Genomic DNA, 22,445 nt, shown 5'->3' with positions numbered 1-22,445 from the left:
GAACACTCTACGCGCGCCGAAAAACGGACGTGGAGAGTGTATTTGGTCATGTCAAACAAAACCTCGGGTACCAGCGATTCCTCCTGCGAGGGCTGGAAAAAGTCCACGTGGAGTTCGGCTGGGTAGCCCTGGCTCACAAACATGAGAAAAGTGGCGGCGGCGAAACGCCGCCAAAAGAAGCAAGCAGCATAAACATCTACAAAAAAAGCCATGGTCACCATCTTCTTGGATGGCGTCCCATGGCTTTTCAGTTTAGAGGCTTTTGATACAGCCCCCTTAATGTTGTTCAGTGATACCGCTTAGCTTTATTCTTGATGCAGCTGACTTTTATTATTAAAAAAAACTTTATAACCGTTCTGTACAAACAAAATAACCGTAAGGGCCACCGCTCCAGTTATACCGAGTAAAATAGCTATTTGATATTCAATCGCTGTGATTGGGTTAACACCGGCTAAAATTTGGCCTGTCATCATACCAGGTAAAAATACAATGCCCGTTCCAACCATCGAGTTAATCGTTGGCAGTATAGCTGAATCAAATGCTTGATTAACCATTTTCCTGGTTGCTTCTTTTGGGGTAGCTCCTAACATTAAAGCTGCTTCAACACGGCCGCGTTGATCTTTCATTCCTTCCATCAAGGTTTGTACCCCTAAAGTTATGCCCGTCATAGAATTTCCGATAATCATACCAGCTATAGGAATAAAATAGCGCGGCTCATACCAGGGAGAAAATTGTATTACAACAAAATTAAAATAAATGAGACTAGAAAGCGTTCCGACAGCCATCGATACAGCGATAATTTGTTTCATTTTCTTATTTAAATCAGTGCGCACACGCTTGTATATGTTCCAAATGGCGAAAGTAACCATAATTAATACTACTGCTGTCGTTAGCAGAGGATGAGGATTATCAAACAAATACATCAATATGTACCCAACGATCAATAATTGAAAAGTCATTCGCAGCGTAGAAATTAATATTTCTTTACTCCTCGGAATTTTTCTTATTCTCACGATAATAAACAAAATAATAATGAACACATATGCAGAAAGCAGCTGCCATAAGGTAAGATCGATAATGTTATCGTTCAAGCTTAACACTTCCTTTTTTTGAAAACGGTGTAATATCGACTATTCTGTCGGAGAATTCTTTTGCTATTGCTTTGGAATGAGTGACAAAAATAACTGTTTTTTTATGGTTTCTGGCATGATCGATAAATTGTTTCATCACCTCATGCTCCAAGTCTTCATCTAATGCTGAAGTAGGCTCATCAAGCAAGAATACAGGCGAATCTAAAAGAATCATCCTCGCAAGAGCAAGACGCTGTTGTTCCCCTCCTGAAAGGGTTTCTGCTTTTTCGTCTAAATCTTTATGTAAATAAAAATAATTCATAGCATCTATTAATTTCTTGTCATCTGCTGGAGATTTTTCTGCAAACAAAAGCCCTGCCTCCAGATTCTCTTTTATCGTTTCACCGAACAGAACTGGGGTTTGGGACAACATAGATATATCACGTCTCAAAACGACAGGATTCATCTCTTCAACCGGATTGTGCTTATACGAAATGGTTCCGCTTGTAGCTGAAACCATATTGTTCATTAATTTTAATAACGTCGATTTTCCCGTCCCGCTTTCACCAACAAGACAAGTCACTTGTTCTTTATCGATACTCAAATGGTTTATTCCTAAAATATCTTTATATACAACGTCTTGAAAAGTAAACAACTTTTTCTTCCTCTCTTTACAAATATTTTCTCTTTTATATAGTATCCCCATAATTATGTTTATACAAAAGAAATGTTCATTTATTTTATTATGATTCATCCTTATAAGAAATTGACACGTAATCAACTTTTTATAATGTATGATATACTATACAAATAATGGAAGGGGAGATGACGGGTATGAGTATCCTGCAGGATAAGTATGTGAAAAACACTATTATTGAAGCTATTGAATTTGTTGAAATCAGTGAGGATAGGGTAACAGCAATGATGCCGGTTCATAATGCAACACGCTAGCCAATGGGACTGCTTCATGGCGGGGCTTCTGTTGTTCTTGCTGAAAGTGTAGCAAGTATTGGGGGCTGGAATCTTATTGATCAAGAGAACGAATATGTTGTAGGTTTAGAAATTAATGCAAACCATATTCGCAGCAAAGACAATGGAGAAGTCACAGCTGTAGGAACACCGGTACATAAAGGCAAAACAACTATGGTCTGGGATGTAAAAATCACAGATGAAATTGGCAAATTGATTTGTGTTTCACGCTGTACCCTTGCTGTACGAAAACATACAGCTGTGTAAGTCGTTTTTCTTTTATTTTCTAAATAATCAGATATATAATAAAGGTAAATAGATGGAGGAGGTATAAAATGCCAGAAATGAAGAAAGGAACCAACTACACTGCTGCACATTTAGGAAAATGGGAAGATCTAAAGGATTATAAAATGGAAGAGCCTGTTAAAGCCAGAGGAAAAGCTTTTTTAAATGACTTATTAGACTTAAATAGCATGGAAGTTTCTATAAATTCGTTTCCACCTCATACATCTGTGCCTTTTCACCATAAACATGGAGAAAATGAAGAGCTTTATATTTTCGTGAAAGGGAAGGGCCAGTTTCAAGTGGATGAGGATGTATTTGACATAGAAGAAGGGTCTGTCGTGCGAGTAGCACCGACTGGGGTAAGGATTTTTAGAAATAACTCTGATGAGAATTTGTATTTTATTTGTGTCCAGGCAAAAGAAAATTCGTTGCAGCATAACAATATTTCAGATGGAATTGTGGTGGAAAAGCCAGTAGAGTGGTAGAAGAGTTTAAGTGCACGGTTATTCCGGGAATAGACATACACCCTGCTAAAAGGAGAGACGGAATGATGGATGAAATAAAAAGAGGAGACGGAGAATTTTTTATTACGCAAAATGGTGAAAAAAAAGCAGAAATTACTTTTTCTCATGATAATGACAGCAATATTGTCATAGAACATACGTATGTTGCTGAAGAATTAGGAGGTCAGGGCATAGGAAAACAGCTGGTGGCTAAAGTGGTGGAAAAAGCAAGAGCAGAAAATAAAAAAATTATCTCCCAATGTGACTATGCAGAAAGCCAATTAAAGAAACATGAAGAATATCATGATGTACTGGGTTCCGCCTAAACAAAGAAGTTTAGGCTTTTTTTCTGTATTAAATCAAAAAAAATTGGTTTAACAATTGCTTTTCTTGGCGGTGCGGCATAAAATTAAATTAATCAAAAAAAGTTGATTAATAAGAAAAGGGGTTAAAGAATGATGTATACGGATCATTTTTTGAAGGAGGAAGTGGAATACAGACAGCAAGAAGTGAGACGAATCGCAAAAGAGGCTTCAAGGACAGAAATAAGAGGTTCAGCCCTTTTTAATCCTATAAAAGCCCTTTGGAAATCACAAAAGCCTTGTTGTGATACTTGCTGTACTTCATAATACTCTTTGTGTCCTTTCAAACTGGAGGGACTTTTCTTATTGTTTAGGAAATTATGTTTTTACAAGTTGTGGATTATCCGCGTCTAGCTTCAGCGCCCAGCCTCTCGGAGGCCCAAGACGGTTTAAGGAACTTTTGCTAGAATCGCGAACATCGTGTTCGCAACACAGAAGTCACCACATCCTGTGGAAGTAAGAACGCCTTTCGTGACTGGAGAACATTTACCTGTCGAGGCTGAACAGGGCGCTTGCGTTTTTGTTCTTCATTTACGAAGAGTAGAAGAGTTCGCTAATATTATAATGGAAGTTCAATTTTGCGTTTTTTGGGAAATGGAGAAGTGTGTATGTGGTTTGTTTTAGCATTAGCAAGCTCTATTGTTTTTGGGTTATCCTCGTTTTTTATGAAATACAATTCATTTCGAAAATGGCCGCTGCACCCATTTTTAACTGGTTTATACATAAGCGGTACATTTAGTTTTACTGCAGCAGCAATATTAGAAGGGACGCTAAGTGTCACTGGCTCACTACTAGCAGCAGGTCTTATGGTAGGTGCCGGTTCTACTTTTGGCAATGTTCTGTACATGAAAGCTTTAGAATATGGCCCGGCAAGTTTAACCTCTCCATTAGTTAATACGAATATTCTGTTCATCGTATTAATGAGTGTACTTTTATACGCGGAAGCACTAACTTTTATGGAAAGCATCGGCATTGTTCTTATACTGGCTTCGATAAGTTTACTTCCGCTTGACCCGAAAGAACGTTTAACGATCCCAAATAGAATATGGTATGTTTTTGTGATATTGGCAATGATTTTATTTTTTTTACGTAACGGTGGATTGAAAATTACGGAAGAAACGGGGTTTGAAAACACACCGATTCTTTTATATGCTTATTTATTTGGTACCCTTTGGTCTGCAGTAATGTGGGGGAAAAGACGAAAAGTGGTAGAAGGTGATAAGACGGGGCGTGCTTTTATCTGGGGATTAGGAACAGGAATTTTCTCTTTTGGGGGTATGCAGCTGTACGCTTTAGCATTGTTATCCGGTCCAGCAAGTATTGTTTCTCCTCTTTTTGCCACCCATGCATTATTGGTTGCGCTTCTTTCATTTTTGTATTTGAAAGAAAGAATTACGGTAATGCAATTCTGTATTTTAGCTGGGGTGTTTGCAGGAATTATTTTACTGAGGGTATAAAAAGAGCGGAGCTGTCCCCATAAGTCAGTTCTTAGCAAACGCAAATGGAATATATTCGCTTTCACCCTCAGGGCACAAGTGCGACATCTACTCCAACTCTCTTTGGCTTGTTCTCGTAGTGTCTTCTTTGCCGCAGCGGCGGCTCAGCCTCCTCGTGAGCAAAAAACGCTTACTGCGGGGTCTTCACACTGCCGCTTTTCCCGCAGGAGCATTCCTGTGTAATCAATTAAAAAAAGGTCCTCCTTTATGATGCTGTTATACCAAACCAAACAAACATGCACAAAAAGGAGAACCTATCATGCATCATAATCGTAATCAGCGTGTAAATCAAGTGACAGAAACTACTCTCGTGGTTGGTATTGACATTGCTAAACACACTCAGTATGCCTGTTCCGTCGATGAACGAGGGCGAGAACTGGGGAAAACCTTCACTTTCAAGCAGGATGTTGGTGTGACAACATTTCCGGAGGGAGTCTCGCATATTCCAGTTAGCTTGTGACCATCATACCCTAAACTAATCTTTTGAGACAGCCCCGAACCAATTATTTAATATGGTTTTTGTACCATTCAGCGGCACCTTTTACCTCTTCCAAAGTCAGCTGGTGGCCGCTTTGTTCCCATTGAACCTTTACATAAGCGCCAGCTTCCTCTAAAAGTTTGCTAAGTTCTTCTGTTTCTTCTGGGGGGCAAATGGGGTCATTCGATCCGGCGCCTATAAATATGCCTTTTTCTCTCAAGTCTGGAAGCTCTACTCCTTTTCGAGGAACCATTGGATGATGGAGTAACGCCCCTTTTAAAGAATCTTCATAATGGAACAGCAAACTACCGGCAATATTAGCTCCATTAGAATAGCCGACGGCCACGATATTTTTGCGGTCAAAACCGAATTTTTCCGCACTGTCGTCCAGAAAGTCATGGAGTTTTTTTGTCCGGAAAATAAGATCTTCCTCGTCAAATACTCCTTCTGCTAAGCGACGGAAAAATCTGGGCATACCATTTTCCGATACATTTCCCCGGACACTTAGTATGGAAGCTTCATCATCGATTATTCGGCCGACTTCAAGTAAATCTTCTTCCGTACCGCCGGTTCCGTGCAATAGTAGTAGTACGGGAGCGTCCTTGTTTTTTCCTTCTTTAAAAATATGCTTCATTCAAGGTCCACCTTTCTAAATACATTAATTCTGGGCAAGCATCGCTATTTAGGCTTATAATCTAATGGTTTTAATTTTGATTCGATTTGTTCACGTTTCGGCTCGAGATAAGGAGGGAGTGCTAATGATTCTCCTAAATGTTCAAGCTCTTCATCACCATCAAACCCAGGACCGTCCGTGGCAATTTCAAACAGTATTCCGTTTGGTTCCCGGAAATAGAGGGATTTGAAATAATATCGTTCAACAAAACCGGAGTTAGGAAGTCCGACATCGCTAATGTGCTCAATCCATTTCTCTAATTCTTCTAGATCTTCTACACGAAAAGCTACATGGTGCACTCCGCCTCTGCCTTGGCGTTCGAAAGGAAGGTCGGGACGCTCTTCTAAGTGAATTTCAGCACCGCTGCCTCCTTCACTGGTTTGAAACATAACAATGTCAGCTTTACCTTCTTCATCAGACGAGTAAGTGCCTTTTTTCCGAAAGCCCATCACATCTGTTAAGGCTGTGGCAGTAGGTTTTGCATCTCTTACTGTTAGTTTAATAGGACCGAGGCCGGTTACACCATGTTTTTGCGGAACAGGAGCTTTTTCCCAGGGGCTTCCTCCAGGAACGCCTTCATTATTTTCATCAGATACAAGAATTAATCGCTGTCCTTCAAAATCTTTAAATGCAATTGTATTTCTGCCGCCTCGCTCCGCAATTTCTTCATGCTCTACTCCGTATACTTCAAATCTTTTTTTCCAATAGAGCAGGGCTTTGTTGTCCGGAACTCTTAGAGAAGTAGCAGAAATACTGCTTGCTCCCGGCTGGTTTGGCGCCGCCATTGGTATTTCAAAAAACGTCAATTCTGTACCAGGATTACCGCGTTCATCTCCGTAAAATAAATGATATACAGAAGTATCATCTTGATTAACTGTTTTTTTCACGAGACGCAATCCCATCATTTTTGTATAGAAATCAAGGTTCTCTTTTGCATTAGCTGTGATAGCAGATAAATGATGAATGCCTTTTAATTTCATTGTAATTTCTCCTCCTCTTTATTTTGTAACTGAAGCTTTTTTAATAACTCCAGTAATTGTTTTTGTTCCTCTTTTTTCAGGCCTTGAAATTGAGAAGCCTGAAAATGTTCCTGATTCGGTACGACTTCTTTAAATAAAGAATTACCTGCATCAGTTAATGAAATAACTTTCTTTTTCCAATCCTGTTTTCGCTGCACCCATCCCAGATCTTCCATGCGTCGAAGGACCTGTGTAATATTCCCTTTTGTCACAAAAAGTTTAGATGCCAATTCATTTTGTGTTAAGGGCTGATACGTACCAACTTGGACAAGAACATCAAATTGGGCAGCACTTAGCCCCCACTTTTTTAAATGCTTATTCGACCGGCGTATACTTTGGTTGTAAAAACGAGATAAACGAAACCAGAGCAGAAGCGCCAATCGTTCATTATGCTTGGATAAAGGCGAGTTTTCTTTAGGTTGATCCATATTTTATCCATTCCTTTTCCAATCTATTTCTTTCTCAGTTTACCCCTAAACTGAGAAAGATGCAAATGATATGAATGAAGAAGACAGGGTCATTAGGCTTATAAAAGAAATAAACAACTAAAGGATGTTTTTTAGTTTTTGTTGAAGAAGAAACAAGTAAAACGCTTGATATAACAGGAATGTCGTCACTAATTTAATCGGAGAAGTTATTAATTAATTATGCCTAAATTCCAGAATAATTATTGACTTTCACTTTGCTAATGACATACATTAGTTAATGAAAATGATATTCGTTATCAATTAACGTCACCCTTCTGGACAGACGTTTTTTAAAAATGAATAATTGATAATGATTATCAATATTGAATAATTGATGAAAAGGGGCTGCATAATGGTTTTGTTAAAAACAAAAGAAACAAAAACAGAGGATAATTTAGACTCCTTTTTTATACAAACAGATGCAAAAACAAATCAATCATTTCAAGAAATGATGTTCAGCACAATAAACATGCTTATGGACACGATGAATAAAACAGAAGAACCTTATCCCGGAAAAACACCTTTACAAATAAAAGAGATGCTGGAGCAGCCTGACCTTTACTCCTTGCGTGGAGAAGCATGGGAAACGGTACTCGAGGATGTGAGAAGATATGCAGTCGAACCGGCCATTAAAGTTCAGCATCCTGCGTGTATGGCTCATTTACAGTGCCCGGTTGTGAACCCTTCCATCGCAGCAGAGCTTATTTTAAGCACATTAAATCAGTCCATGGACTCCTGGGATCAAAGCCCTGCCGCCACTTATTTAGAAGATAGACTTGTGAAATGGATGATAGAACTGGCTGGTCTACCGAAAACAGGAGATGGTGTGTTCACAAGCGGAGGCACACAATCGAATTATATGGGGCTGCAGCTGGCTAGAGACAACTGGTGCCAGAGAATAATTGGACATTCTGTTCAAGCAAATGGTTTGCCGCCAGAGGCTGAACGTTTTCGGATACTTTGTTCTGAAGACGCACACTTTACGGTGAAAAAATCGGCTGTTCAGTTGGGTCTTGGCGAACAAGCAGTCACTACAATAAAAACAAATAATAATAAAGAAATAGACGGACAAAGCTGCCTAAGCATTGTAAAAGAATTGAAAAAGGATGGCTTGCTTCCAATTGCCATTGTGGCAACAGCAGGTACGACCGATTTTGGCAGTATTGATTCTTTAGCGGAGATTGCTGATATAGCTGAAGCAGAGGGCATGTGGTATCACATAGATGCGGCCTACGGAGGCGGGCTTTTATTTAGTGAAAAACATAAAAACCGATTAGCAGGAATCGAACGAGCAGATTCCGTTACGATAGATTTTCATAAAATGCTTTTTCAGCCAGTCAGCTGCGGTATCTTTCTTGTCAAAGAAGCTGGCAGCTTAACGATAAACAGCCAGCAGGCAGATTATTTAAGTCCAACAGAAGATCAAGAGTGCGGTATGCTGCACCTTGTTGATAAGTCTGTTCAAACGTCGAGAAGGTTTGATGCATTAAAACTATGGATGACCTTGAGGCAAATAGGGATTGGAACTGTTGGCAAGTGGATCGAAAAAATTATAGAGGTGACAAACGAATTACATGCAGAAATGACACGTCATGAAGCTTTTGAAACGGTATTGGCTCCATCTATCAGTACCCTTGTTTTTCGTTATAATCCCCAAAGCGATATGCCGGAAATCATAGTGGACCAGTTAAATCGAAGCATTAAAAATGAGTTGTTTTATGAAGGACAAGCGGTGCTTTCCAAAACAAAAGTTCACAATAAACAGTTTTTAAAAATAACATTATTACACCCTGGTTCTAATTTTCATAACGGAAAGCAAGTGATAGAAGCTATTATTCAAAAAGGTAAAAAGTTAGAAGAAAAATGGAGAGGAGAAGAGATATATGGATAGTGGAAAGGCAGGAGAGCAAAAATCCATCGAATGCTTTTTAAATTGCTACGTTAGAGAAACTGGCGAAGGAAAAATAGAAAACGAAATATTATATTTACCGCTTAAGGGACAAGGAGCAGAAATAAAAGCAAAGCTCAATTATACGTCTTTAACAGGCCGGCATCTCTACTCTTTCCCATTGTATTACCGCATGAAAAATCATCCGGAGTGGATAGAAGCAGACCTTGTGACGCTTGTCAGCTTGTTATCGAAAGAGCTATCTCTTACACATGACGGGGACTCTGTTCACATTCAGGAAATAATGAAGCGAGTGCTGTTAAGTACTGAAAATATCACATTGTTTTTGGAAAAAAGACAAGAAGAAAGCAGTCAGCTTTATGATCCTTTAAGAAGCTTTCTTGAATCTGAACAATCATTACTTTTTGGACACTTACTTCATCCCACGCCGAAAAGCCGGCAGGGAATGAATGAGAAAGAAACAAATAAATATTCACCGGAAACACGGGGACAATTTAATTTACGTTATTTTTTAATTCATGAATCCATAGCTGAAGCAGGAGGAGAAGAGGCAGAACAAGCTGTTTTATCCTTGTTAACAAAAGAAGAAAAGCAAGCAGCTGGCAGCAAACCTGGTTTTCAGCTTTTCCCTGTTCACCCCCTCCAGGCAGAGCAGCTGCTGCAAACCTCTTCCATCCAAGAATTAATGCAAGAGGAGCTGCTTTTTGATCTTGGACTTATGGGCAAAAAGGTTTCAGCTACTTCTTCGATTCGAACGGTCTATAATAAAAACTTGGATTATATGTTTAAGTTTTCCATACCGGTTAAAGTAACAAATTCCTTACGAGTAAATAAGAAGATTGAGTTAGAGAGAGGGCAGACCGTAAATAAAATTCTTGATAGTGAGATAGGCAAGCAGTTAAATGAATTTTTCCCTGGCTTTTATGTTATGCGTGATCCCGCTTATCTTGCATTAAAAGGGGAGAAAGAGAGCGGATTAGAAGTTGTTATTCGGGAAAATCCTTTTAAAAAAGAAAAAGCTGCAGAAACCACGTTAATCGCGGGACTATGTCAAGACGCTCTACCAGGTGAAAAACCACATTTACAAAGAATCATTGAAGACCTCGCAGAAAAAGAAAATAGAAATGTAGATGAAGTCAGCACAGACTGGTTTAAGAAATATTTAAATGTATCTCTGCAGCCTTTGTTGTGGCTATACTTTACGCATGGAATTGCATTGGAAGCCCACCAGCAAAATTCCGTTTTAAAAATGAACAAAGGTTATCCAGAAGCTTTTTATTACAGGGATAACCAGGGTTATTATTTTGCGTCATCCAAACAGGACTATTTGCAACAGTTTGTACCAAACTTGAAGGAAAAAAGCGACACAGTCTGCGAGGATAGTCTTGTCGATGAGCGGCTGCGTTATTATTTCTTTTTTAACCATATTTTTGGTTTGGTTAATGCATTTGGCTGCAGCGGCTTAGTGCAGGAAGAAAAGCTATTGCAAATAGTTAGGGAAGAATTGGAAAACTTTATTCCAGTTGCCATCAACTCAACATCAAATATATTAAACACGTTACTGCATCAAGAAGCGCTTCCATGCAAGGCGAATTTGCTGACACGCTTCCATGATATGGATGAATTGGTCGGTACATTAGAGACACAGTCTGTGTACACCGAAGTGCAAAATCCGCTCGTTCATAAGGAGGTAAGAGCTATTGATTACCCACATGAAACAAACATCGTATAAAAATGAGCTGGCTGATGGACAAGTTGTCGAGTTCCGGCCGTTTCAGCGCAGAGAAGATGAAGAACGCCTGTTCGAGTGGATGCATAAAGAGCATGTTATCCCTTATTGGCAGCTGAATCTCACAAGAGAAGCTTTTCAATCTCATATCGACAAGGCAGTAAGGGATACTCATCAGCAATTGTGGATCGGATTGGTAAACGGCATTCCTATGAGTTATTGGGAGACATACGACGTAAAAGATGATGTAGTAGGCCGCCATTATAAATATGAGCCTGACGATCAAGGGGTTCATTTATTATTTGGACCAGAGTCATTTTTAGGAAAAGGACTGGCTGCCCCGCTGGTTAAAGAAATGCTTTCTTTTATCTATGAACATTCGAAGGCAGTAAAGATTGTTGCAGAGCCTGACATTAGAAACCGCAAAATGATTCATGTGTTTCAAAAGTGTGGTTTTCAACCAGTAAAACCTATCAATCTTCCTGATAAAACCGGCCTTCTTATGGTTCATTACAGAGAAAAAGGAGGGGAAACGCTTGAGCGCTGAGCAACCAGAGTTACTCGATGTAATAGGAGTAGGCATTGGTCCGTTTAATTTAGGGATGGCTGCCCTTTTAGATACGGTGCCGAATACTAAAGCTGTGTTTTTTGACCAAAAGCCGGAATTTAATTGGCATCCGGGAATGTTAATGGAAGGCACCACGCTTCAAGTTCCATTTATGGCTGATTTAGTAACGATGGCTGATCCAAAAAGTCCGTACAGCTTTTTAGAGTATTTGAATCAACACAATCGGCTTTACTCGTTTTATTTTTATGAAAGTTTCCATATTCCCCGCCGGGAGTATAACCATTATTGTCAGTGGGTGGCTAAGCAGCTCCCGCAATGCCGATTTAACAGCAAGGTAGAGCGAATAGAAGGAGAGCCGGGAAGCTGGGCGGTTTATGTGCGTAATGTCGATAGCGGATCCTTAGAAAAATATAAAACGAAAAACCTCGTTATAGGGGTTGGCACAGTACCTGCTGTTCCAAACGTAGAAGGGCTGGAACCTTCTGAAAATATATTCCACACAGCAGATTTTATGAATAAAGAAGAGGTTTGGAAAAATGCTCCTGTTGTCACGGTTATTGGTTCAGGACAAAGCGCAGGTGAAGTGTTTTATGAGCTCTTAAGTAACAAGTCACCCTCTCAACAAATAAATTGGGTGACACGCTCTCGAGGATTTTTTCCAATGGAATATTCCAAGCTTGGTTTAGAGCACTTCTCCCCTGATTATATTAATTACTTTCATTCATTGCCGCAGGATAAAAAAGACAAGCTGCTTCCTAAACAGGACCTCCTATACAAAGGAATGAGCACAGATACGATTGCTGCTATATATGATCTTATGTATGAACGAACCATTGGAGGAGAAAAACTCAATGTACTATTAAAACCTTTAAGTAAATTAGAGAAAGGAACAACAAATGGAGATCGTTATACTCTTACTTTCCGCCAATGGGAGAAGAACAAAACATTTGATCTTGATACCGATGCAGTAATTATGGGAACAGGCTATAAGCCAACTGTTACGCCATGTTTAGAAGGAGCCAGATCGTTAATTGAATGGGATGAACAAGGGAGGTTTAAAGTGGAGAAACATTATGAAGTACCTTTAAAATCTTCAGCAGCTGGCGGTGGACGGCTTTTTGTTCAAAACGGAGAGATTCATACCCATGGACCCGGTGCTCCAGACCTTGGATTAGGGGCATACCGTAATGCGGTGATTATTAATGAAATCACAGATGAAAATGTTTATCCCGTACAGGAAACCAATGTTTTTCAGCAGTTCGGATAATTACATAAGAAGGGATGAGAAAAGATGAAGTATGCAGAAGAATTATCACAAACATTAACTCCTGAAATGTGGGAAAAAGCTAACCGTTTACTTACTGCTAAAATGCTGCAGGAGTTTATGTACGAAGATATGATTAAGCCGAAAGCTGCAGCCGCAGAAGGAGATTATACGGTATACAGCTTAGAGCTGGATGAGGGTATTGTTTATACATTTCATGCAAAGAAGCGTTTGTTTGACAGTTATTCTGTAAATGCTGAATCGGTAATGAAACATGTAAACGACAGACAGGTCCCATTGAATGTCAAAAGCTTTCTTCTTGAACTTCAGTCTTTATTAAACATGGAAAGTACCACTGTCGGCCATTTAATAAAAGAATACGAGCAGACTCTATTAGCGGATTGTCATTTAATGAAGAAAGATATAACGGCCGAAGAATTAACTCATCTGGATTATGCTGAACTCGAAGGCGAAATGTCAGGTCACCCATGGATTACTTATAATAAAGGCAGACTAGGGTTCAGCTACGAGGATTACCTCCGTTTTGCACCCGAGAAGAAACAAGCCGTTACTCTTTATTGGATCGCTGTCCATGAGGATATAGCAGAAGGTCACCATCTTCAAACTACTGATTTTTCTTTCTTAAAAGAAGAAATGGGCTCTTCGCTGTGGAAGAGAGCAAATGATAAGTTAAAACAGGAAGCTCGGGAAGGGCAGGAACAATTCTATTTCATTCCTGTTCATCCCTGGCAGTGGGAAAATGTTATTATACAGAGGTTTGCTGAAGAATTGGCTCAAAAGAAGATTATTCCGCTAGGGGAAGGAAATGATCAGTATCTGCCGCAGCAATCCATCCGAACGTTTGTAAACCAAACTTATCGATCAAAATACCATGTGAAACTGCCAATGAGTATTTTAAACACTCTGGTTTACCGGGGGCTCCCAGGAGAACGAACTGTGATTGCTCCCCGGGTAACAAGCTTTATAAAAAGTATTTGGGAAAACGATGAATATTTAAAAGACAGATGTCAGCTGGATTTACTTGGAGAAGAAGCGAGTGTTCACGTATATCATCCGGCCTATGACAATGTAGAAGGCGTACCTTATCAGTATAAAGAAATGCTCGGTGCCATTTGGCGGGAGAGTGTTTATAATTTCCTCTCAGAGAATGAAAAGCCTGTAACGCTTGCAGCTCTCTTGCATGAAGATAGTAATGCAGACACATTAGTTGAACATTGGATAAGACAATCCGGTCTCTCCACACATGAATGGATAAAACAGTTAAATGCTGCGATCTTACCGCCGCTGCTTCATTATTTATATCAGTATGGCACTGTGTTTTCCCCGCACGGTCAAAATACCATTATTGTACTGGAAAAGGGTAAACCAAAACGATTAATCATGAAAGACTTTGTGGATGATGTAAATATTAGTGATCAGCCGCTGCAGGAACTTCAGCAATTAGAACCAGATTTAAAAAAAGTGCTGAGAAGTGAACCGCCAGAAGGTCTCACCCAATTTATTTTCACAGGTTTATTTATTTGTCACTTTCGTTATTTAGCTGATTTATTAGATAGAAAAGGTCTACTCGAAGAGAATGAATTTTGGACAATAGTAAGAGAACAAATTATTAATTATCAAAATCAATTCCCTCATCTTCATGAACGTTTTGACACCTTTGATCTTTTTAAACCGAGCATGACAAAGCTGTGCTTAAATCGTAACCGAATGATGGCTGAAGGTTACAGCGATAGTGACGACAGGCCGCACGCTTCTGAGTATGGATTTGTCACTAACGCTTTGGCAGAGGCCCGCTCAGAAAATCCAGTATAAAAGAATTGCAGCGTTTAGAACTCTAATATACAGAAAGAAGCTGTTTCAAAAGGAAGCAGCTTCTTTCTTTTCATAACCTGTCGTTCATCGGTAGCTGCGTCAAGCTGGCTGGCTGAAGCAGCTACTTCACCAGCAGCTTTTTCAATGGCCTCTACAGATTCTAATAAGTTATGTAATTCCTTTTCAATACTGTCGTTTTGATTCTTTGTTTTATTCATACAGCCAAGATATCATCAAAGTGTTCATCTTTATCTACTAAATCAATAACTTCATTCATTGACTGGAAATGCTATTCAGCTTTTGAACATGCTCCGTAATATCTGTAACACTATTATTTACTTGATTCATATTGTTACGGACGAACTGCAGCCGGTCTTTCCCGTTTTCTGCCCGCCCTTTTGATTGCAGAGCTAATTAATTTTTGAAGTGAATATCAACATTCAAAACAAAAATCTTATCCACCGCAGTAAAAAAATGTACAATGAAAGGGTCGGCAAAAAGAGGGGATTTTGTATGAAAGCGTATTTGTTTTTAATTATTACTGCTATTATTTTTTCTGGGAATATTATAGTAGGGAAGGCTATTAATGAGCTTCCGCCTTACACGATTGCGTTTTTTCGGGTATTTATTGCTTTGTTAGTCGTTCTTCCAATAGGCTTGAGGCAGGCCAGGCAGTATCAGCACGTTTTTCTAAAAGAGTGGAAGCCGTTGTTAGGTCTTGCCCTTACTGGTGTGGCTTTTTTTAATTCTTTCATTTATGCTTCCCTGCAATTTACAAGCTCAACGAATGTGGCCATTATGGAATCCGCTATCCCGGTAGTCACTATTTTATTTAGCATGATTTTTTTAAAAGAAAAATTGGCTGGTGTCCAATGGGTTGGGGTAATCTTATCTGTTGGCGGAGCCATTTGGGTCATAACGGAAGGTTCCTGGCAGGTGGTTCGTGACCTTGCTTTTAATATAGGAGACGTCATAATGATTGCGGCCATTCTAACCTGGGTAGCTTACTCTATTCTCGTAAAGTTTCACATGATGAAGTTTCCGGTATACGGAAGCCTGCTGGTGATGCTTGCTATTGCTAACGCTGTACTGTTTCCGATTGCAGTAATTGAGTGGGTCGTAATTGATGGATTTCCAGCTGTTTTTCAAATCAATCATGCATTAGGACTATTGTATTTAGGTATCTTTCCTTCCCTTATTGCGCTTTTATTATGGAACAAAGGAGTAGAAGAAGTAGGTCCGTCTCAGGCTTCTGTATTTCTTAATTTACTTCCTGTCTTCACTATCATTGGCTCCCTGCTTTTTCTTGGAGAAAATGTTACACTCATTGAAATGATCGGGGCTTTGCTGGTTATTTCTGGTGTACTTCTTACTACAAAAACAAAAGCAGAAAAACAAAGACAGTTGTCGTAATAGCTGACAACTGTCCTTCTTTTTTAAGAAGAAATATATTCTCCACCGTTGATGTGAATAGATTGGCCGGTCATATAGGAGGATTCATCTGAAGCTAGCAGTACATAAGCACTGGCATGTTCAGATGGCTGACCGGGACGACCCATAGGACCGTTAGTACCAAATTGTTCTACTCCTTCTGCTGGGAAGGTGGAAGGGATTAAAGGAGTCCAAACCGGACCGGGTGCAACCATGTTAATACGGATGCCCTGCTTTGCAAGCGGTTCTGCAAGGCTTCTTGTAAACGCCACAATTGCTCCTTTCGTTGCGGAGTAGTCGATAAGACTAGGGTTTCCGCGGTAAGCATTTATCGATGTGGTGTTAATGATCGAGCTTCCCTCTTTTAAGTGAGGTATTGCAGCTTTGGTGACGTGGAAATAGGAATAAAAGTTTGTTTGAAAGGTTTCTTCTAGTTGTTCTGCCGAAACTCCGAAAATATCATCTCGTACATATTGAATAGCTGTATTATTCACCACTATATCTAATTGTCCAAATTCATCTACCGTCTTTTGGACAATGTCTTTACAAAATGATTCTTTTTTTAAATCTCCAGAAAGCAGTAAGCATTTCACACCCTCTGCTTCCACCAGTTCTTTCGTCTCTTTGGCATCATCATGTTCATCCAAGTAGGCTATGGCTACGTGAGCTCCTTCTTTGGCGTACACCATAGAAACAGCACGGCCTATCCCGCTGTCACCACCTGTGATCAGTGCTACTCTTCCTTTCAATTTATCGCTGCCTTTGTATTCTTTTGGCTGGACAGGTAAAGGGTTCATTTCAGATTCTATACCAGGCTGTCTTGGCTGTGTTTGAGGGGGCTGGCCTTCTGTTTGTCGTTGTCTGATATCCATTCGTGCTTCCTCCTTTACATTTCCTGATGATGGAACTGTTTTATTTTTTCCACATCGTAATAAAACATAAACAAAACAAAAGAGAATTAATAAAAAGGTAAAAAATGGAGAAATGAAAATAGAGCTGGACTCTTTAAGAAGAGGTCCCAGCTCTATTTATGGAATCAGATGCAAGCAGCATAATGGTCATGTCATCCATTGGAGGGTTATGAAGGCCGGCTCGGACATCCCGGTAATAACGCTGCAATGGATTTTTGCTGGATAAACTTCTTGCACCAGCAATTCTCATAGCCAAATCAACGATAGCAATCGCATCATTCACCACAGTGTATTTTACAGCCCCCAGCTCTGGTTTCATTTCTTGTCTTTGGTCTTCAGATGATTCATCCCATTTCTTAGCTATACTGTATAGAAAATGGCTGCTTCTTTGGGTCAATAGCTCCATTTCTCCAATTTTTTGCCTTACATTTGGTAAATCAGATATCGTTCCTTCAATACTATTCGGTGAATACTCTGATGCAAATTGTACAGCATATTGCTGTGCTGCTTTAGCAATACCGAGGTAACAGGCAGGTATATGAAGAAGCCATCCAGCTGCACGTTTATCACCAGGTGCGACATAAGAAACGAGATGATGTTTTGGTATACGTACATTTTCTAAAACAAGATCATCGCTTCCTGTTCCTCTCATTGCTATGGAATCCCACGTTTCTTCAATAGAAAGTCCTTCGCTTTCTCGAGGAATAAGAAAGTAAGCCACACGGTCTTCCTTTGGAATCGTGGCACTTGCAACAAAATAATCAAGCACTGGAGCCATCGTTGTAAAGGTTTTACGTCCGTTTATTTTCCACTGGCCTGCTTCGTAAACAGCGGTCGTTTCCGGCTTGCCGCCGCGGGTAGGACTGCCGGTTGCAGGTTCTGTTGCTGTATTATTCAGTAAGGAACCATGCTGGAGAGCTTCTTTACAAAAGGCTTCATAAAGGTCTTCAGGCCAGCTATTCTGCTCTCCAAGGTTTTTTACAATTCCCATGTGCCAGCCAATCGATAAAGCAGTAGAACCATCCGCTTTTCCTATTGTTTCTTGAGATCTTACAAGCTCGAACAGCGAAATTTCTTTCCCGCCAAATCTTTTAGGTACAGTTAAAGCTGTATAACGAATATCTTTTAACGTTTGAATATTTTCCACGGGAAAAGATCCATCTTTATCATATATTTCAGCCCGCTCTGCAAAAGGTTGGACTGCTTTTTCCAGTGCGGATAATCGCTCTTCCATGTTGTTTAGTTTTAATAAATCCATTTTTTTCACTCCTCTAGCTGTGACCTTTCTTATTCTATACCATCACAATAAAGGAAGTCATTCAAATGAAAAGAATTAAACGATGGAAATGTTCAGAGGACCCTGATTCCATTAATTTATGAAATTAGGGGGTTTTAGAATGCGGCCGGACCCTGGTTCCGTTAGCACGAGAAAAATCATAAAAAACGAGTGATTGAGAACTGTTAGCGGAACGTGGGTCTGTTCAGACCTCTAAAACAGTGCTTTTTGGACAAATAACCGAACATCCTGTCCGGGAAAAATCCTCTGGAGATTTCCTGATCATGCCTACACCTAGAAGTCAATAACAGCTGACTCCTCCGAGCCGACTGAGCGGCATATGAGGAAAAAACTGTAAAAGTTTATGGTGGATAAGTAATTTCTTAAAACAACATACTAATATCTACCTAAAAGAGGAGATGGTATGTATGGAGAAAGGAAAAACAGGTACGGTTTTTTACAGTACAATGGCGATTCTTATTTTGGCTATTATTATTGGTGTGATAGCTTCAGATTCCTTAGAAAACGGAACAGCTGCAGCACAAACATTTATTACAAACCGATTTGGCTGGTATTATTTGATCGTAGTTTCTATATTTGTAATCGTTTGTCTATATTTTATTATAAGTCCATATGGAAAAATTAATCTTGGAAAGCCTCATGATAAACCAGATTACAGTCTGCCAACGTGGTTTGCGATGCTGTTTAGTGCAGGGATGGGGATTGGATTAGTGTTTTGGGGTGCAGCAGAACCAGTATATCATTACGCTACTGATTCTCCTACGGTGACAGAAGGAACAAATGAAGCAATATCAGAAGCAATGAGGTTTACTTTTTTCATTGGGGTGTTCATGCCTGGGGATCTATGATTGCTATTTGTCTTGCGTATTTTAAGTTTAGAAAAGGTGCGCCAGGAATGATCAGCGCTACTTTGAGTCCTATTATGAAAACAGATGGCGCACTGGGAAAAACAATTGATGTGCTGGCCGTGACCGCAACGGTTTCTGGTATAGCCACTACACTTGGGTTTGGAGCGGTGCAAATTAATGGGGGTTTAGCATTTTTATATGGAATTCCTAATACCTTTTTTGTGCAATTTTTTATTATTGCGATTGTCACATTTTTGTTTCTTATTTCAGCATATACCGGCTTAAATAAAGGAATCAAGTTTCTTAGTAATGTAAACATGATTCTTGCGGTGCTTCTATTTGTGTTTATGCTTATCTTCGGCCCTACCCTTTTTATGTTAAATCTTTTTACAGATACCATAGGAAAATATGTTCAAACATTACCGAGCATGAGCTTTCGGTTTGCACCTCTTGAAGAAGAAGCTCGGGAATGGATTAACAGCTGGACAATTTTTTTCTGGGCATGGTGGATTGCCTGGTCTCCTTTTGTTGGTACTTTTATTGCCAGAGTTTCTAAAGGCCGGACCTTACGTGAATTTACATTCGGCGTGTTAATCGTCCCATCACTTGTTGGTTTTTTATGGTTTTCCGTTTTTGGGGGAGCGTCTATATCACTTGAATCAGAAGGAACGGCAGCTATATCTTAGATGGCGACAGAAGAAGCCTTGTTTGGGATGTTTGAAAACTTTCCTTTTGGTACCGTAATGTCCATTTTAGCCATTAAGCCCTGAAACAAGAGTGAAATTTATTTGGGGAATAATGCTTTCAGCTACAGCAGTAATTCTCCTTTATTCTGGAGGTCTGCAGGCATTAGAAAACGCGATGATTGTGGCAGCCTTTCCATTATCACCTTATTTATGATCTATGCCCTTTTTAAAGCGCTAAAAGAAGAAAAAACTTTTTTTAGAAAACCTCCTAGAAAAGCTGTGAAAAATGTGTAAGGGGACTGATTCTCCCTTAAAACGACCAGTTAACTTCCATTCGGTATGGTGAATAATTTCTAGTAGCGGAACAATGATCCTGTAAAAAGGGCCTGGTTACGTTTCAATAGAAAAGCCGGAAGAAAAAAGACATATTTTTAAGTTGGTTATGTTATACCTCGTAATCCCAATATGAGTCGATCTTCTATTTCTATGTAAATGAACAAAGAATAGGTTTACAAAGAAAAAAGAGAGGGATGACAATAAGAGAAGGAGGTCGATGGAATGGCAAAAACCTTAGGGAAATACGTGATAATTTGGATGATTGCAGGAGTGTTTTCTTCTTTAACCTTTGAAAAAGCAGAGGCTCATCAAGGGATATTAAAAAAGGAAGACACCGGAGAATCGGTTATGGAACTCCAAGAAGCATTAATTCACATGGGTTACTTACATAGTGATGCAACTGGATATTATGGTCCGCTGACAGCTGAAGCCGTGCAGCAATTTCAAAGCGATTTTGGACTGGGTGTTGATGGCATAAGCGGAGCCAACACATTGAGAAAATTAGAAGACGTTCGTAAAATTGCCCAGGCTGTGCATGGAGAAGCAAGAGGTGAATCTTTTGAAGGACAGGTTGCAGTAGCGGCCGTTATTCGGAACCGCCTTGACTCTCCTGATTTTCCATCAACTGTACAAGAGGTAATAACGGAAAGGAATGCGTTTACTGCAGTTCAAGACGGGCAATATTATCTTGAACCAAACGCTTCTGCTTATCAGGCGGTAAAAGAAGCTTGGCGAGGCAATGACCCTTCCCAGGGCTCCCACTATTATTATAATCCAGTAATTGCTACTTCGGATTGGATTCATACAAGAACAAATAAATTACAAATTGGCAAGCATGTTTTTGCAGACTAATTAAGCTGTTCTGGTAAAAACTTAATTTATTCGTGTTACAAACAAGGTAAAGAAAAAGCGCTGGTTAAAACCAGCGCTTTTTACTGTTCCCAGAAAATGAGCAAGACTCCTAAGAAGGACGCTTCACTTCGTTTTTAAGAAGAATAACACGTGGGTACGGATATTCTTCTTCCTCTCCGGCGAAAGGGTAATCGGTAAATTCTACACAGACTGTTCGTTCATATTCTGCTATGACTCTACATTCTTTTTCGTCATACAGCAATAATTCGCCTTTTTCAAACAATGATTCTTCTTTATTACTTTCCATGAGAAAGACCCCCTTCACGTATTAAGTAATTTAAATCAAGTTGAAACAGAAATCAAGCACCTTGAATTTTTTATATCTCCAAATACACTTTTTTTATTTTACGTGTTTGCAATAAAAGATGCAATTGCTATGAAACATAGTCACAAATCCTTGTTTACATACCCTTTGAAGACAGCTTGTAGTAAAAAATCATCACATTTTGTTATTTCAGAATGAGTGCGAAAGTTGGAGAATACTTACATTTATCCGAGGGAAAGGAGTTGTAAAGTCTTTACGGGCAAAGGTGGTGAAGTGAGATTTCTAAAGAAACTTCCAGCACAAAAAAACGAAGAATAATTGCTGGTACAGCTGTAGGTACAGGGCTTACAGGAGGAGCTTTATTACTCATGAAGAAAAATGGTTTCTCCAAATTAAAAGCAAAAAAAGAAAAAGCAAAAGAGGCAGCTAAAGAAGAAGTGGTAGAACAAGTAGAAGAATCACCGAAAGCTAAAAATGCTGCTGCAGCAACTCTTATAGCTAAAAAATTTTATGACGCATTTGAAAAAATCCGTAAAGCGAAAGAAAATGCGGAAAAAAATTTAAAAGAAGCTGGAGAGCATTTGAAAGAAAAAGGGCAGGAAGCTAAACAAAATCTACAGCAGCTTAAGAGCGAAGTGAAAGAAAAAGGAGAAGAAGCAAAAGAAGAAATCAAAGATAATATCGGCGGAGATAATGACGACAGCGGTATAAAGAAGCCGTCTGATATAAAGGGACCCGTTGATGTGAAAGGTGCGACAGACATTAAAGGAGCAAATGATATTAAAAAAGTAACGTAAAGGAGCTGATTAGAGTGGCAGCGATTCAGAAAAGTACAGATTCATCCAGCTTAGCAGAAGTAATTGATCGCATTCTCGATAAAGGCATTGTTATTGATTTATATGCAAGAGTTTCTCTTGTCGGAATCGAGTTGATTACTGTTGAAGCACGAGTAGTTATTGCAAGTGTGGATACATGGTTAAGATATGCAGAAGCGGTTGGCCTTCTAAGAGATGAAGTACAGGGTGAAATAGATAACGAGACAGGTGCGAATGAAAGAGGCCAGCAGCAGCTGAATTTTGCATAGTTTGAAGTTTGGTGAATAGAGGCTCTGAAAAAGTGTTTCAGAGTCTCCGG

Annotated in this window: 23 protein-coding genes and 2 pseudogenes; 16 read left to right on the top strand and 9 right to left on the bottom strand. The window is 39.5% G+C overall.

Translation table 11 applies throughout. From position 1 onward, the window contains the following. A partial coding sequence (locus ACE1TI_RS11820; protein ID WP_375007771.1) for a transposase occupies positions 1-266 on the top strand: 266 nt, incomplete at its 5' end. A 39-nt stretch (positions 267-305) separates the two neighbouring features. Here the strand turns inward: ACE1TI_RS11820 and ACE1TI_RS11815 are convergent. Beyond that, positions 306-1,091 (bottom strand): ABC transporter permease, encoded by a 786-nt coding sequence (locus tag ACE1TI_RS11815; RefSeq protein WP_375007770.1) that lies wholly within the window; start codon positions 1,089-1,091, stop codon positions 306-308. Beyond that, complete coding sequence (locus tag ACE1TI_RS11810) at positions 1,081-1,725, bottom strand: ABC transporter ATP-binding protein (RefSeq protein WP_375007769.1); 645 nt, start codon at positions 1,723-1,725, stop codon at positions 1,081-1,083. The genes ACE1TI_RS11815 and ACE1TI_RS11810 overlap by 11 nt, the downstream gene beginning before the upstream one ends. Positions 1,726-1,904: 179 nt before the next feature. On the opposite strand from ACE1TI_RS11810, the pseudogene ACE1TI_RS11805 reads away from it, so the two are divergent. From ACE1TI_RS11805 to ACE1TI_RS11785, 5 genes and pseudogenes are all read left to right on the top strand, one after another. Beyond that, positions 1,905-2,306, top strand: a pseudogene (locus ACE1TI_RS11805) (hotdog fold thioesterase). A gap of 68 nt (positions 2,307-2,374) precedes the next feature. Continuing rightward, on the top strand, positions 2,375-2,809 hold the full coding sequence (locus ACE1TI_RS11800) for a cupin domain-containing protein (protein ID WP_375007768.1): 435 nt from the start codon (positions 2,375-2,377) through the stop codon (positions 2,807-2,809). Between the two features lie 62 nt (positions 2,810-2,871). Beyond that, complete coding sequence (locus tag ACE1TI_RS11795; RefSeq protein WP_375007767.1) at positions 2,872-3,153, top strand: GNAT family N-acetyltransferase; 282 nt, start codon at positions 2,872-2,874, stop codon at positions 3,151-3,153. 644 nt (positions 3,154-3,797) lie between these two features. Continuing rightward, on the top strand, positions 3,798-4,646 hold the full coding sequence (locus tag ACE1TI_RS11790) for an EamA family transporter (RefSeq protein WP_375007766.1): 849 nt from the start codon (positions 3,798-3,800) through the stop codon (positions 4,644-4,646). 298 nt (positions 4,647-4,944) lie between these two features. Further along, positions 4,945-5,145 carry a hypothetical protein gene (locus tag ACE1TI_RS11785; protein WP_483860647.1) on the top strand — a complete coding sequence of 67 codons (201 nt, stop codon included), beginning with the start codon at positions 4,945-4,947 and terminating at the stop codon, positions 5,143-5,145. Positions 5,146-5,188: 43 nt separating this feature from the next. Here the strand turns inward: ACE1TI_RS11785 and ACE1TI_RS11780 are convergent, their stop codons facing one another. Genes ACE1TI_RS11780 through ACE1TI_RS11770 form a run of 3 tightly spaced genes read right to left on the bottom strand, consistent with a single transcriptional unit; the run spans position 5,189 to position 7,283 of the window. Next, positions 5,189-5,797 (bottom strand): alpha/beta hydrolase, encoded by a 609-nt coding sequence (locus ACE1TI_RS11780; RefSeq protein WP_375007765.1) that lies wholly within the window; start codon positions 5,795-5,797, stop codon positions 5,189-5,191. 44 nt (positions 5,798-5,841) lie between these two features. Next, positions 5,842-6,816: a ring-cleaving dioxygenase gene (locus tag ACE1TI_RS11775; protein ID WP_375007764.1), complete on the bottom strand. Its 975-nt coding sequence runs from the start codon at positions 6,814-6,816 to the stop codon at positions 5,842-5,844. Then, positions 6,813-7,283 carry a MarR family winged helix-turn-helix transcriptional regulator gene (locus ACE1TI_RS11770; protein WP_375007763.1) on the bottom strand — a complete coding sequence of 157 codons (471 nt, stop codon included), beginning with the start codon at positions 7,281-7,283 and terminating at the stop codon, positions 6,813-6,815. The genes ACE1TI_RS11775 and ACE1TI_RS11770 overlap by 4 nt, the downstream gene beginning before the upstream one ends. 391 nt (positions 7,284-7,674) lie before the next feature. Between ACE1TI_RS11770 and ACE1TI_RS11765 the strand changes: the two genes are divergently transcribed. From ACE1TI_RS11765 to ACE1TI_RS11745, 5 genes are read left to right on the top strand one after another with little or no spacing between them, the layout of a single operon-like run. Then, complete coding sequence (locus tag ACE1TI_RS11765; protein WP_375007762.1) at positions 7,675-9,213, top strand: pyridoxal phosphate-dependent decarboxylase family protein; 1,539 nt, start codon at positions 7,675-7,677, stop codon at positions 9,211-9,213. Then, the gene (locus ACE1TI_RS11760; protein WP_375007761.1) at positions 9,206-10,963 is read left to right on the top strand and encodes an IucA/IucC family protein; all 1,758 of its coding nucleotides are present in this window, start codon (positions 9,206-9,208) and stop codon (positions 10,961-10,963) included. The genes ACE1TI_RS11765 and ACE1TI_RS11760 overlap by 8 nt, the downstream gene beginning before the upstream one ends. Then, the gene (locus ACE1TI_RS11755; RefSeq protein ID WP_375007760.1) at positions 10,932-11,507 is read left to right on the top strand and encodes a GNAT family N-acetyltransferase; all 576 of its coding nucleotides are present in this window, start codon (positions 10,932-10,934) and stop codon (positions 11,505-11,507) included. The genes ACE1TI_RS11760 and ACE1TI_RS11755 overlap by 32 nt, the downstream gene beginning before the upstream one ends. Further along, a complete protein-coding gene (locus tag ACE1TI_RS11750; RefSeq protein WP_375007759.1) occupies positions 11,497-12,795 on the top strand; it encodes a lysine N(6)-hydroxylase/L-ornithine N(5)-oxygenase family protein in 1,299 nt (432 codons plus the stop codon). The genes ACE1TI_RS11755 and ACE1TI_RS11750 overlap by 11 nt, the downstream gene beginning before the upstream one ends. Positions 12,796-12,819: 24 nt before the next feature. Continuing rightward, complete coding sequence (locus ACE1TI_RS11745) at positions 12,820-14,625, top strand: IucA/IucC family protein (RefSeq protein ID WP_375007758.1); 1,806 nt, start codon at positions 12,820-12,822, stop codon at positions 14,623-14,625. A 14-nt stretch (positions 14,626-14,639) separates the two neighbouring features. Here the strand turns inward: ACE1TI_RS11745 and ACE1TI_RS11740 are convergent, their stop codons facing one another. Then, a complete protein-coding gene (locus ACE1TI_RS11740) occupies positions 14,640-14,843 on the bottom strand; it encodes a hypothetical protein (RefSeq protein ID WP_375007757.1) in 204 nt (67 codons plus the stop codon). 295 nt (positions 14,844-15,138) lie between these two features. Between ACE1TI_RS11740 and ACE1TI_RS11735 the strand changes: the two genes are divergently transcribed. Then, positions 15,139-16,038 carry a DMT family transporter gene (locus tag ACE1TI_RS11735; RefSeq protein ID WP_375007756.1) on the top strand — a complete coding sequence of 300 codons (900 nt, stop codon included), beginning with the start codon at positions 15,139-15,141 and terminating at the stop codon, positions 16,036-16,038. A 23-nt stretch (positions 16,039-16,061) separates the two neighbouring features. Here ACE1TI_RS11735 and ACE1TI_RS11730 read toward each other — a convergent pair whose 3' ends face one another. Both ACE1TI_RS11730 and ACE1TI_RS11725 read right to left on the bottom strand, forming a co-directional pair. Next, positions 16,062-16,928, bottom strand: a complete 867-nt coding sequence (locus ACE1TI_RS11730) for an SDR family oxidoreductase (protein ID WP_375007755.1) — start codon at positions 16,926-16,928, stop codon at positions 16,062-16,064. A 133-nt stretch (positions 16,929-17,061) separates the two neighbouring features. Next, positions 17,062-18,225: an acyl-CoA dehydrogenase family protein gene (locus ACE1TI_RS11725; RefSeq protein WP_375007754.1), complete on the bottom strand. Its 1,164-nt coding sequence runs from the start codon at positions 18,223-18,225 to the stop codon at positions 17,062-17,064. Between the two features lie 446 nt (positions 18,226-18,671). Between ACE1TI_RS11725 and ACE1TI_RS11720 the strand changes: the two are divergent. Further along, positions 18,672-20,092 (top strand): annotated as a pseudogene (locus ACE1TI_RS11720) (BCCT family transporter). A gap of 264 nt (positions 20,093-20,356) precedes the next feature. Further along, positions 20,357-20,986: a cell wall hydrolase gene (locus ACE1TI_RS11715; RefSeq protein ID WP_375007753.1), complete on the top strand. Its 630-nt coding sequence runs from the start codon at positions 20,357-20,359 to the stop codon at positions 20,984-20,986. 109 nt (positions 20,987-21,095) lie between these two features. Here ACE1TI_RS11715 and ACE1TI_RS11710 read toward each other — a convergent pair whose 3' ends face one another. Continuing rightward, positions 21,096-21,293, bottom strand: coding sequence for a hypothetical protein (locus ACE1TI_RS11710; protein ID WP_375007752.1), 198 nt, complete (start codon positions 21,291-21,293; stop codon positions 21,096-21,098). Between the two features lie 386 nt (positions 21,294-21,679). On the opposite strand from ACE1TI_RS11710, the gene ACE1TI_RS11705 reads away from it, so the two are divergent. Both ACE1TI_RS11705 and gvpA read left to right on the top strand, forming a co-directional pair. Next, a complete protein-coding gene (locus ACE1TI_RS11705; RefSeq protein ID WP_375007751.1) occupies positions 21,680-22,108 on the top strand; it encodes a hypothetical protein in 429 nt (142 codons plus the stop codon). 14 nt (positions 22,109-22,122) lie between these two features. Further along, positions 22,123-22,395 carry a gas vesicle structural protein GvpA gene (gene gvpA, locus ACE1TI_RS11700; protein WP_375007750.1) on the top strand — a complete coding sequence of 91 codons (273 nt, stop codon included), beginning with the start codon at positions 22,123-22,125 and terminating at the stop codon, positions 22,393-22,395. Positions 22,396-22,445: the final 50 nt, after the last annotated feature.

Origin of the sequence: Alteribacillus sp. JSM 102045 (genome assembly GCF_041949975.1) — a bacterium.
Taxonomy (GTDB): Bacteria; Bacillota; Bacilli; order Bacillales; family Marinococcaceae; genus Alteribacillus.
Note: the sequence above shows the minus strand (reverse complement) of the source record. Positions and strands in the feature narration are given on the sequence as shown.

What these genes read in the sequence shown, in the direction of transcription:
- ACE1TI_RS11745 (WP_375007758.1), top strand. Translation starts at nt 12,820, where the DNA reads ATGAAGTATGCAGAAGAATTATCACAAACATTAACTCCTGAAATGTGG.
- ACE1TI_RS11795 (WP_375007767.1), top strand. Translation starts at nt 2,872, where the DNA reads ATGATGGATGAAATAAAAAGAGGAGACGGAGAATTTTTTATTACGCAA.
- ACE1TI_RS11790 (WP_375007766.1), top strand. Translation starts at nt 3,798, where the DNA reads ATGTGGTTTGTTTTAGCATTAGCAAGCTCTATTGTTTTTGGGTTATCC.
- ACE1TI_RS11725 (WP_375007754.1), bottom strand. Translation starts at nt 18,225, where the DNA reads ATGGATTTATTAAAACTAAACAACATGGAAGAGCGATTATCCGCACTG.
- ACE1TI_RS11740 (WP_375007757.1), bottom strand. Translation starts at nt 14,843, where the DNA reads ATGAATAAAACAAAGAATCAAAACGACAGTATTGAAAAGGAATTACAT.
- ACE1TI_RS11735 (WP_375007756.1), top strand. Translation starts at nt 15,139, where the DNA reads ATGAAAGCGTATTTGTTTTTAATTATTACTGCTATTATTTTTTCTGGG.
- ACE1TI_RS11705 (WP_375007751.1), top strand. Translation starts at nt 21,680, where the DNA reads ATGAAGAAAAATGGTTTCTCCAAATTAAAAGCAAAAAAAGAAAAAGCA.
- ACE1TI_RS11785 (WP_483860647.1), top strand. Translation starts at nt 4,945, where the DNA reads ATGCATCATAATCGTAATCAGCGTGTAAATCAAGTGACAGAAACTACT.
- ACE1TI_RS11760 (WP_375007761.1), top strand. Translation starts at nt 9,206, where the DNA reads ATGGATAGTGGAAAGGCAGGAGAGCAAAAATCCATCGAATGCTTTTTA.
- ACE1TI_RS11710 (WP_375007752.1), bottom strand. Translation starts at nt 21,293, where the DNA reads ATGGAAAGTAATAAAGAAGAATCATTGTTTGAAAAAGGCGAATTATTG.
- ACE1TI_RS11770 (WP_375007763.1), bottom strand. Translation starts at nt 7,283, where the DNA reads ATGGATCAACCTAAAGAAAACTCGCCTTTATCCAAGCATAATGAACGA.
- ACE1TI_RS11765 (WP_375007762.1), top strand. Translation starts at nt 7,675, where the DNA reads ATGGTTTTGTTAAAAACAAAAGAAACAAAAACAGAGGATAATTTAGAC.
- ACE1TI_RS11800 (WP_375007768.1), top strand. Translation starts at nt 2,375, where the DNA reads ATGCCAGAAATGAAGAAAGGAACCAACTACACTGCTGCACATTTAGGA.
- ACE1TI_RS11775 (WP_375007764.1), bottom strand. Translation starts at nt 6,816, where the DNA reads ATGAAATTAAAAGGCATTCATCATTTATCTGCTATCACAGCTAATGCA.
- ACE1TI_RS11715 (WP_375007753.1), top strand. Translation starts at nt 20,357, where the DNA reads ATGGCAAAAACCTTAGGGAAATACGTGATAATTTGGATGATTGCAGGA.
- ACE1TI_RS11780 (WP_375007765.1), bottom strand. Translation starts at nt 5,797, where the DNA reads ATGAAGCATATTTTTAAAGAAGGAAAAAACAAGGACGCTCCCGTACTA.
- ACE1TI_RS11730 (WP_375007755.1), bottom strand. Translation starts at nt 16,928, where the DNA reads ATGGATATCAGACAACGACAAACAGAAGGCCAGCCCCCTCAAACACAG.